At 35.7% G+C, this 9493-nt stretch carries 12 protein-coding genes; 11 read left to right on the top strand and 1 reads right to left on the bottom strand.

The window, feature by feature from the left end:
- The 10 genes from Q7P05_RS00715 to Q7P05_RS00670 all read left to right on the top strand — a co-directional run.
- The coding region (locus tag Q7P05_RS00715) for an ABC transporter ATP-binding protein (RefSeq protein ID WP_303930045.1) at nucleotides 1-1101 on the top strand (1101 nt) is incomplete at its 5' end.
- A 1-nt stretch (nucleotide 1102) separates the two neighbouring features.
- Nucleotides 1103-1897 (top strand): RNA methyltransferase, encoded by a 795-nt coding sequence (locus Q7P05_RS00710; RefSeq protein ID WP_119206681.1) that lies wholly within the window; start codon nucleotides 1103-1105, stop codon nucleotides 1895-1897.
- 185 nt (nucleotides 1898-2082) lie between these two features.
- Nucleotides 2083-2937, top strand: coding sequence for a ChbG/HpnK family deacetylase (locus Q7P05_RS00705; RefSeq protein WP_295792606.1), 855 nt, complete (start codon nucleotides 2083-2085; stop codon nucleotides 2935-2937).
- Complete coding sequence (locus Q7P05_RS00700; RefSeq protein ID WP_303930043.1) at nucleotides 2934-3926, top strand: lysylphosphatidylglycerol synthase transmembrane domain-containing protein; 993 nt, start codon at nucleotides 2934-2936, stop codon at nucleotides 3924-3926. The genes Q7P05_RS00705 and Q7P05_RS00700 overlap by 4 nt, the downstream gene beginning before the upstream one ends.
- A gap of 15 nt (nucleotides 3927-3941) precedes the next feature.
- Nucleotides 3942-4391, top strand: a complete 450-nt coding sequence (locus Q7P05_RS00695; RefSeq protein WP_005386672.1) for an ACT domain-containing protein — start codon at nucleotides 3942-3944, stop codon at nucleotides 4389-4391.
- A gap of 24 nt (nucleotides 4392-4415) precedes the next feature.
- Complete coding sequence (locus Q7P05_RS00690; protein ID WP_295804108.1) at nucleotides 4416-5705, top strand: homoserine dehydrogenase; 1290 nt, start codon at nucleotides 4416-4418, stop codon at nucleotides 5703-5705.
- 3 nt (nucleotides 5706-5708) lie between these two features.
- Complete coding sequence (gene thrB / locus Q7P05_RS00685; protein WP_303930042.1) at nucleotides 5709-6623, top strand: homoserine kinase; 915 nt, start codon at nucleotides 5709-5711, stop codon at nucleotides 6621-6623.
- 55 nt (nucleotides 6624-6678) lie between these two features.
- On the top strand, nucleotides 6679-7554 hold the full coding sequence (htpX, locus tag Q7P05_RS00680; RefSeq protein ID WP_303930041.1) for a zinc metalloprotease HtpX: 876 nt from the start codon (nucleotides 6679-6681) through the stop codon (nucleotides 7552-7554).
- A gap of 22 nt (nucleotides 7555-7576) precedes the next feature.
- Nucleotides 7577-7984 (top strand): nucleoside-diphosphate kinase, encoded by a 408-nt coding sequence (gene ndk, locus Q7P05_RS00675; RefSeq protein WP_005386668.1) that lies wholly within the window; start codon nucleotides 7577-7579, stop codon nucleotides 7982-7984.
- Between the two features lie 65 nt (nucleotides 7985-8049).
- Entirely contained in the window at nucleotides 8050-8565 is a 516-nt protein-coding gene (locus Q7P05_RS00670) for a cob(I)yrinic acid a,c-diamide adenosyltransferase (RefSeq protein ID WP_303930040.1), read from the top strand.
- 47 nt (nucleotides 8566-8612) lie between these two features.
- Here the strand turns inward: Q7P05_RS00670 and Q7P05_RS00665 are convergent, their stop codons facing one another.
- A complete protein-coding gene (locus Q7P05_RS00665; RefSeq protein ID WP_005386666.1) occupies nucleotides 8613-8948 on the bottom strand; it encodes a hypothetical protein in 336 nt (111 codons plus the stop codon).
- Nucleotides 8949-9011: 63 nt separating this feature from the next.
- On the opposite strand from Q7P05_RS00665, the gene cobU reads away from it, so the two are divergent.
- A partial coding sequence (gene cobU, locus Q7P05_RS00660) for a bifunctional adenosylcobinamide kinase/adenosylcobinamide-phosphate guanylyltransferase (protein WP_369680420.1) occupies nucleotides 9012-9493 on the top strand: 482 nt, incomplete at its 3' end.

Below are 9493 nucleotides of genomic sequence, written 5' to 3'. Positions count from 1 at the left end.
ATTGTAAAGTCCTATGGTGGAGAAAAGGCTATAGAAGATAAATATGAAACTGTTAATAAAGGTTTTTTAGAAGCCGGTCTTTTTGAAGTAACAACATTTTCTATTTTTAGACCTCTCGTTGATGGATTATTTTTTGTAGCATTAATTGTTATATTTACCACTACCAATTTAATTGATTCTATAGCTGATGCAGGTACTGTTTTTGCTTTCATTCAATATATGGATCGATTCTTTCAACCATTAAAGGACATTGCAGACAAATATAATTCCCTGCAAAGTTCATTAGCTGGTGCAGAACGGTTAGTTCCATTATTAGAGGAAAAAGAGCGAAATATGGTAGATGAAGTTCCAAAGGAACTGATTCCAGTAGAATCAATTGAATTTGATCATGTTTGGTTTTCCTATGAGAATAACGATGTCTATGCATTACAAGATTTCACCTTACATATTAAAGCTGGTGATTTTACTGGTATTGTAGGACCATCCGGTAGTGGTAAGTCCACATTATTGTCCTTACTAATGGGTATCTATAAACCTACAAAGGGTTCCATCTACATTAATGGTATTGATATTTCAAAATATGATAGTTCTGTACTTCGTCATTTAATGGGGTATGTATTCCAACAAGCTTACTTATTTAAAGGTTCTATTAAAGATAATCTTACACTTTTTGATAACTCTATATCTCATGATGAAATGGTAAAAGCTGCAAAACAAGTAAATTTAGATTCTATGATTGAACAATTACCTGAAGGCTATAATACACCTGTTGGGTACTTAGGTTCTTTATTATCAGATGGACAAAAGCAATTACTAGCCTTTGGTCGTACATTAATAAGAAATATACCTATTTTATTATTAGATGAAGCAACTGCTAATATTGATAGTCATACGGAAAAACAAATACAAGCAAGTATCGAACGTATTCGGGGTAGTAAGACGATTGTAAGTATCGCTCATCGGTTATCGACGGTACAAGAAGCAAATAAAATTGTTTATATTGAATATGGTAAAATAATAGAACAAGGTTCTTTTAAAGAATTAATAGACCTAAAGGGGGCCTTTTATAATTTATGGATTCGTCAAAAAAGCGGGAGTTAGCATGGAATTTATCCAATCTAAAGATAATAAGACTATTAAGCGTATAGTTTCTCTAGGACAGCGTAAAAATCGTAATAAACATGGTGAATATATTGTTGAAGGTATTCGTTCTATCCGTGATATTTCATCTAATGGTGTAATAAAAACAATTGTTATACGAGAATCTAAATGTAAAGATAATAATATCGAAGCTTTATTAGCTTTAGATTCTATGCAATCAATTCCTACTTATATTGCGCAAGATCCAATATTTGATAAAATCGATAATACCGTAAATGGACAAGGTATTATTGCAATTGTAGCTAAACCTAAACATAGTATGGAATCTATCTCTATTGAAGATGGTGTCTATATTACACTAGATGGCGTCCAAGATCCTGGTAATCTAGGCACGATTATAAGGACTGCTGTCGCAGCAGGTGTGAAAGGTATATTTTTGATGAAAGGTACCGTGGATCCATATAATGATAAAACGGTACGTAGCACAATGAGTGCGTTACATAAAATACCAGTCTATGAAGACGTCACATTATCTATGCTCAATGATCTGATTGCAGAATCCAATATGTCTACCTATGTAACTGCCCTAGAGGAATCAAAACCTTATAACATGGTTACATACGATAAACGATGTATGTTGATTTTAGGTAATGAAGGGAATGGGGTAACACCTGAGGTTATGAATCTATGTGAGCACCGAATCATGATTCCCATGTATGGTGACATTGAATCGTTAAATGTGAGTGTAGCAGCGGCTTTATGTATGTATAAAGCTCAAGAGCAATTGATATCATAATTAAAATACTTGAGAATCAGATCTAGTATTTATGATAAAAATTTATAAGTATATCGAAAGTCCTCTACTAGTATACAAGTAGAGGGCTTTTGTATTGATTTTATAGTTCTGTATTTGGTACAATAACATATATCCTTTGTGGGAGAACAAAGTTCTCCCTTTTTTTAATGAAAAGGAAGTAAACTATGTCCAAATTAATAGTAAATGCCGACGATTTTGGTCTTCATAGTGCAGTTAATGCTGCAGTCATTGATGGTCATCGTACAGGTATCATTACGAGCACCTCTCTATTAGCGGGAGGCGAAGCTTTTACAGAAGCCGTAAGTATGGCAAAAAATAACCCTAAGTTGGGCATTGGTGTTCATATCGCCTTAGTAGGTGGGCTAAAACCGGTATGTAATCCATCTGAAGTACCATCTCTGCTTACATCTGAAGGCGTCTTTCCAGAAACATATATCGATTTTATGAAACGAATTTATACTGGAAAGATTAACTATAGTGAGTTGCGCAAGGAAATTCACGCTCAAATGGAACGGATCATGGAGTCCGGTTTGCACGTAACGCATATTGATGGTCATCAACATATGCATGTATTACCAACGGTACTACCAATCGTAATTGAGCAAGCGAAACACTATGGTATTAATGCAATACGCATTCCAGATGAATCCTCTTTATTTGTCAATTATATGTACTCGCCAGTGCGATTACTAGGCAAGGTCGGTTTATCTACTGTAGCGGCAAAGGCAAGGCCTACAGTACGGGATAATGGTATGTATTCCACACAATATTTTTGGGGTATGGTAAACGGGGGACACATTAACCAGAAAACGTTAATAGGTATATTAAAATCCGTATCTAAAAAATCAGGTACTCATGAATTGATGATTCATCCAGGTTTAAATAATACGATTTTGGGAAATCAATATAAATGGGGCTATCATTGGGAAGATGAATTACAAGCTGTTTGTTCTAACCATACGCGTTTATATATTAGACAACATAATATTGAGCTAATTAATTATGGAGACTTGATATGAGTAAAATGATGAAGAGAGGCATCTTTATGTTTCTCTTACTATTGGCTGTGTCAATTGGTATCATTTACTACACTATTGATTTAGATGCATTAAAAACAATTTCATCATTTAATAGTATTTCTTTATTATTAGCTTTGATAGCTTTAGCAGCAGGCATGTATTTTGATGGCCTACGGTTACAAAGACTTGTAAAAATCGGTGGGTACAAGCTATCCATAAAGGCGGTACTTCGCGTAATTTTTAGTAATTATTTTATGGCCATGTTGACACCAGGTGCCAGTGGAGGTGCTGTAGCGCAAGTTCTAGTATTAAAAAGTTATGGTGTACCCATATCTAAAGGTACGCCAATCGTATTAATACGCACCGTATTTTCAATTATGTTCTTGGTTATCATGTTACCTTTAGTATTTTTACATGATGCTATTGAAATTCCATATATTTCAAGAGATATGCTATTGACTTTTGCAGTAGTATCTGTCATTGCAATGCTGGTAGGTACTTATATCTTACAAACTAAATATATGCGTCAATTCGTATATAACTTAGCGCAACGGTTTAAAGCACATAAAACGAAAGATTGGCTTTCTAAATTAGAAACATTGAATCAAGGTTTAGGATTACTATATAAACAACCCATACAATCCTTTATTGTATTTATTGAGTCTGGCTTGAGTTTATTATGCTTATACTGTATTGCACCTGCATTGATGTATGCTTTCACACCAGATATTCCTATCATTGATATATTAGATCGAATGATTCTATTAAATTTAATTTTATATTTCGCACCAACACCAGGGGGAACAGGGATTGCAGAAGGACTATTTGTAGCATTGTTTAGTACCTTTGTACCTAATGGAACTGTTGGTATTGTGGCTGTAGCATGGCGAGTTATGGCAGAATATTTGCCATTTTTTATTGGTATGTATGCAGTATTAACATTATATGGGCGTCAATTTGTGGCCCAAGAAACTTCAAAAGAACAATAAGGGAGTGTGTGTTCTATGACTAAACCAAAAAAAGATAAGTTTTATCTGGTGCAAGAAGATATTTTACCAGAAGCGATAAAAAAGACGATTAAGGTAAAAGAAATTTTGAAACTAGGTGAGGTTAAAACTATTAACGAAGCAGTGGAAAAGATGGATTTGAGTCGTTCTGCATACTATAAGTATAAAGACTATGTATTCCCATTTTTTGAAATTGCTCAAGGTAAAATTGTAAGCATTTATGTTTCAATGTCTAATGAATCAGGTATGTTATCTAGTGTGTTAAAAGCAATTGCAGAACGCAATGGTAGTATTTTGACAATCAATCAAGACATTCCTCTACAAGGTATAGCTAATAGCAGCATTTCCTTTGAAACTAAAGACTTACAAGGTTCATTAGAAGATTTATTATTAGATATTCGCTCTATGAAGGGCATTATTAAAGTAGAAATTTTAGGCCAAGCATAGGCTAATTAAGAGAGTAGGACAATTATGACCACTATAAAAATTGCATTATTAGGTTTTGGTACTGTTGCACAAGGTACATTTAATTTGTTGCAAGATAATGCTGAGTTAATTAGAAATCGTACAGGTGTTAATGTAGAAATTTCTAAAATCTTTGTGCGTAATCCTGATAAATATAGCCATATTACATTGCCTGAAACAGCTCAATATGTAACTGATATTGATGAAGTATTAAAAGATGATTCCATTCAAATGGTTGTGGAATTAATGGGTGGTACAACCTTTGCTAAAGATTGTGTAGAAGGTGCTTTAAAAGCCAAGAAAAATGTAGTAACAGCGAATAAAGATTTATTAGCTGAATCTGGCCCATACCTATTGGATTTAGCTAGCAAAAATGGAGTGGATTTGCGCTTTGAAGCATCTGTATTAGGTGGTATTCCTATCATCCGTACATTATATGAATCCTTAGCGGGCAATCGTATTACTGAGATCATCGGTATTATGAATGGTACAACAAACTTCATTTTAACGAAAATGTCTGAAGAAGGTTTAAGCTATCAAGATGTACTAAAGGAAGCACAAGATTTAGGTTATGCAGAGGCTGATCCTACAGCAGACGTTGAAGGTCTTGATGCAGCACGTAAATTGGCTATCCTTGCCTCTATTAGTTTCAATCGTCGCATCTTCTTTGAAGATGTATCTGTAGAAGGCATTACAAGCATAGATACAGAAGACATCAAATTCGGTAAAGAGTTTGGCTACAATATTAAATTATTAGGTATTGCTAAGGAAACTAGCCAGGGTTTATCTCTAAACGTATACCCTGCATTTATTCCTACAACACATCCTTTAGCATCTGTTCGTGGCTCTTATAATGCTATTTATGTAAAAGGTAATGGTATCGATGATGTAATGTTATATGGTCGCGGTGCTGGTAGCTTGCCTACAGGTAGCTCTGTAGTATCCGATATTATGGAAGTAGCAAAAAATGTTTCCTACAATGAAACAGGTCGCTTGAAACCATTCTATTACGATCAAAAGAACATTTACTCTCCTGGCAAGATTCAATCTAGCTACTACTTACGTTTAGAAGTAGATAATAAAACAGGTGTATTAGCAAAAATTTCTGCCAAATTAGCAGAACAAAAGATTTCTGTATTATCTATTGTTCAACGTAATATGGATCCAGAAACTGCGGTTCTTGCAATTGTTACGTCCAAATGTCCTAGATCTTATATTTTAAATCTTATTGATTCCTTTAACAGCTTGCGTTCCGTTAAGTCTGTTAATAGTGTCATTCGTATTATGGAAGCTTAAACTATGAATACCATTCGCGTACAAGTGCCCGCTACAAGTGCCAACTGCGGGCCCGGTTTTGATTGCCTAGGATTAGCATTAAACCTTTACAATATCTTTAGCTTTACACCAGATCCAAATGCTACTGAATATACATATACCTTTGAAGGTTTTGGTGCTGATATTCTTCGCGCTGAAGACCCTAAAAAGAATCTTATTGGATTTGCCATGGATCAAGTGTTTGCTACTGCTCAAGAACCCATACAATACGGACATATTACGTCTGAAACTTTAATTCCACCATCTCGTGGTCTAGGCAGCAGTAGTACGGCTATTGTAGGTGGCCTTTTGTTAGCCAATGCATTAGTTAAACATCCTCTTACTAAAGAAGAGTTGTTAGTCATTGCAAACCGTATGGAAGGTCATCCAGACAATGTAGCACCTGCTATTTTTGGTAATTTATGCTGTGCTACTGGTTTAAAGACAAAGGTATTAAATACAGTTATCTCTGTTCCATCAGAATTGCATTTTGCTGTTGTGGTACCAGAGGTTATGGTCTCCACAGAATACGCTCGTTCTGTTTTACCGAATCATGTACCGTTTAAAGAGGCTGTCCAAAACGTGAGCCATGCATCTTTATTTGTAACCAGTTTAATTACACATCAATTGAGCAATTTATCTGTTGCATTAGATGATAATTTACATGTTCCATACAGAAAAACATTGATACCACATTGTGATGCTGCTTTTGAAGCGGCTAAAGCAGCTGGAGCATATGGTGCCACGATTAGTGGTTCTGGTTCTACGTTAATTGCCTATGTAGACAAAGCCCATGTACAAGCTGTAGCTGATGCTATGGGTGCCGTATTTACAGCTAATGGAATTGAAAATAAAACATACTGCTTAGAAGCCGATAGTACAGGCGCATCAATTATTTAGTTTGTGGTATAATTATAGTGTTAGGCATAGTCCATAACTATAATTGGAGGAAACTATGAACAATATGAAAACAACGCTTTTATTAGCGACTCTAACGGCCATTTTAGTGGTCTTAGGTGATATGATTGGCGGTAGAAGTGGTATGATGATTATGTTTGTTATATCCATGGGTATGAATTTTATGTCCTATTGGTATAGCGACAAAATCGTTTTAGCACAATATAATGCACAACAAGTTACTGCTCAATCTAATCCAAAACTATATGGTATGGTAGAACGTTTGGCTAAGAATGGTAACTTACCAATGCCAAAGGTGTATATCATTCCAAGTGATGTACCTAATGCGTTTGCTACAGGTAGAAATCCAAGTCATGCAGCGGTAGCTGTTACAGAAGGTATTCAACGTCTACTAACTGATGATGAGCTAGAAGGTGTTCTGGGCCACGAATTAACACATGTTAAGAATCGTGATACCTTGATTAGCACCATTGCTGCCATGATGGCAGGGGCCATCTCCATGATTGCCCAAGTGCTTCAATTCTCTGCGATCTTTGGTCGTTCCGATGACCGCGAAGATTCTAATCCGTTAGCTCTTATAGGTGTAATCATTATTGCACCTATTGCGGCAGGTCTCATTCAGATGAGTATTTCTCGAGCACGTGAGTTCTTAGCTGATGAGGGGGGCGGAGAGATGTGCCGCAATCCTTTGGCTTTAGCATCTGCCCTTGCAAAAATTGACTACTATTCAAAACATGGTGCATTGCCAAATGCAAGTAATGCAACAGCCCATATGTTTATTATCAACCCTATGGTTGGTATTGGTGAAAGCTTGAGCAATCTTTTTAGTACACATCCTCGTACAGAGGAACGTATTGCAAAATTGAAACAACAAGCAATGAATCCTAAATATAAAGAGAAAGCATTATTTTAATTAATATCTACAGGAGGATATCATGCAAGAAACATTAGTTTTAATCAAACCAGATGCAGTTAAGCGTCAATTAAGTGGTGAAATTCTTAGCCGTTATGAACGTAAAGGTCTTGTAATTAAAGCATTAAAACTTCTACAAGTACCTCGTGAATTAGCTGAAGAGCATTATGCTGAGCATAAAGAAAAACCATTCTTTGGTGAATTAGTAGATTTCATCACATCTGGTCCAGTTCTTGCTTTCGTATTGGCCGGAGATAATGCTATCGTATCCGTACGTGCATTAAACGGTGCAACAAATCCTGTAGATGCTGCCCCTGGTAGTATTCGTGGTGACTATGCCTTAACAATGGATGCCAACGTAGTACATGCTTCTGACTCTCCAGAGGCTGCTGCTCGTGAAATTCATCTTTGGTTCCCAGAATATAAATAATCTCAAGGTTGAGATCCTGTAGCTTTTCTTTCTACATTTATGTATATCTATAGGAGGTAATACATATGGCAAGTAGTGTTTACACTAAAACAGGTGATGCTGGTACAACTGGTTTATATACCGGTGAACGAGTACCCAAATCCTCTTTACGCGTAGAAGCTTATGGTACAATCGATGAATTACAAGCATTTTTAGGCTTGGCTCGTTCCTATGTTGAAAATCCACGTGTTGCTACTGAATTATATGATATTGAGCGCAACTTATGGACTTTAATGGCTGATATTGCTAGCTTAAATGCTGCACCAGTAATTACAGAACAACATGTTAAACATTTAGAAAAGGTAATAGATCGCTTTGATGAAAAGCTTGAACCTTTATCTAATTTCGTAATTCCTGGTGAGAAACAATCTTCAGCATACTTACATGTGGCTAGAACGATTACTCGTCGTGCTGAACGTGATTTATGGCGTGTATTAGATGCTGGTGAAAGTGTTCACGAATCTAATTTAAAATATTTAAACCGTCTATCCGACCTTTGCTTTATCATGTGTCGTGTAGAAGAGGAAATTGGAGCTGAATAAACAAAAAAAGCTATGTATTTTACATAGCTTTTTGCTCGTTATAGACCTTATTGTGAAATTGTTTGATTTAACACATCATGAGGACTTGGATAGTAGAAGAAAATATGAGGAATTTCATAGCGGAATTTTTCTCTTAACAAATCAGAGAGAGTTGTTTCAAAGTTTATAATTTTATCAGCTCCGAAATCAAAATCTTCTACTAAAACCAATAATTGTGGCTCTACTTGTGGCGCATTTTCTGGTAACGCTTCTGGTGGTAGTGGAACATTTACTACTACACGGGCTGTACCGATATACTTGCCTTGTCCATCGTCGATGGCAACACGATAGGTATTATCCCATAAAGTAGCCATCATTTTAAGTTTCATATTCATAATTTCCATAGTATCGCTCCTTTGTTATACTTATAATGATACTGAAATTATAAATTCTTGTATAGGTGCATTATGAAATCCCAAATTATATTGTGTTCCGGTGGAGCACGCAGTGGAAAAAGTGAATTTGCAGAACGTTTAGCACTTTCTACGGAGGGTCGTAAAGCTTATGTAGCAACAGGACAAGCGTTTGATGAAGAAATGGTTGATCGCATAAAAAAACACCAAGAACGACGTGGTGCGATATGGACAAATTTTGAAGTGCCATTATATCTAGCTAAAGAGTGGCAAAATATTAGCCAATCTGCTGATGTAATTCTTATAGATTGTTTAACTATGTTTACTACGAATCACATGATGGCACATGGTTCTATACAAGGGCAACAAGATGCTAATGACTTGGAAGAGGCTGTACTTTCAGAATTAGAATCATTACTAAATTTAATTGCATCAAGTGATGGGAAAACAGTTATTTTTGTAACTAATGAAATTGGTCTTGGTATTGTACCAGATAATAAGCTAGCTAGATATTTTAGAGATATTGCAGGTCGCGT

Source organism: Veillonella dispar, from assembly GCF_937975875.1.
Classification (GTDB): Bacteria; Bacillota; Negativicutes; order Veillonellales; family Veillonellaceae; genus Veillonella; species Veillonella dispar_B.
Note: the sequence above shows the minus strand (reverse complement) of the source record. Positions and strands in the feature narration are given on the sequence as shown.

Excerpts from the sequence above, each read along its gene's own strand:
- htpX (WP_303930041.1), top strand. The coding sequence starts at position 6,679 with ATGAACAATATGAAAACAACGCTTTTATTAGCGACTCTAACGGCCATT.
- Q7P05_RS00665 (WP_005386666.1), bottom strand. The coding sequence starts at position 8,948 with ATGGAAATTATGAATATGAAACTTAAAATGATGGCTACTTTATGGGAT.
- thrB (WP_303930042.1), top strand. The coding sequence starts at position 5,709 with ATGAATACCATTCGCGTACAAGTGCCCGCTACAAGTGCCAACTGCGGG.
- Q7P05_RS00710 (WP_119206681.1), top strand. The coding sequence starts at position 1,103 with ATGGAATTTATCCAATCTAAAGATAATAAGACTATTAAGCGTATAGTT.
- Q7P05_RS00695 (WP_005386672.1), top strand. The coding sequence starts at position 3,942 with ATGACTAAACCAAAAAAAGATAAGTTTTATCTGGTGCAAGAAGATATT.
- Q7P05_RS00705 (WP_295792606.1), top strand. The coding sequence starts at position 2,083 with ATGTCCAAATTAATAGTAAATGCCGACGATTTTGGTCTTCATAGTGCA.
- Q7P05_RS00690 (WP_295804108.1), top strand. The coding sequence starts at position 4,416 with ATGACCACTATAAAAATTGCATTATTAGGTTTTGGTACTGTTGCACAA.
- ndk (WP_005386668.1), top strand. The coding sequence starts at position 7,577 with ATGCAAGAAACATTAGTTTTAATCAAACCAGATGCAGTTAAGCGTCAA.
- Q7P05_RS00700 (WP_303930043.1), top strand. The coding sequence starts at position 2,934 with ATGAGTAAAATGATGAAGAGAGGCATCTTTATGTTTCTCTTACTATTG.
- Q7P05_RS00670 (WP_303930040.1), top strand. The coding sequence starts at position 8,050 with ATGGCAAGTAGTGTTTACACTAAAACAGGTGATGCTGGTACAACTGGT.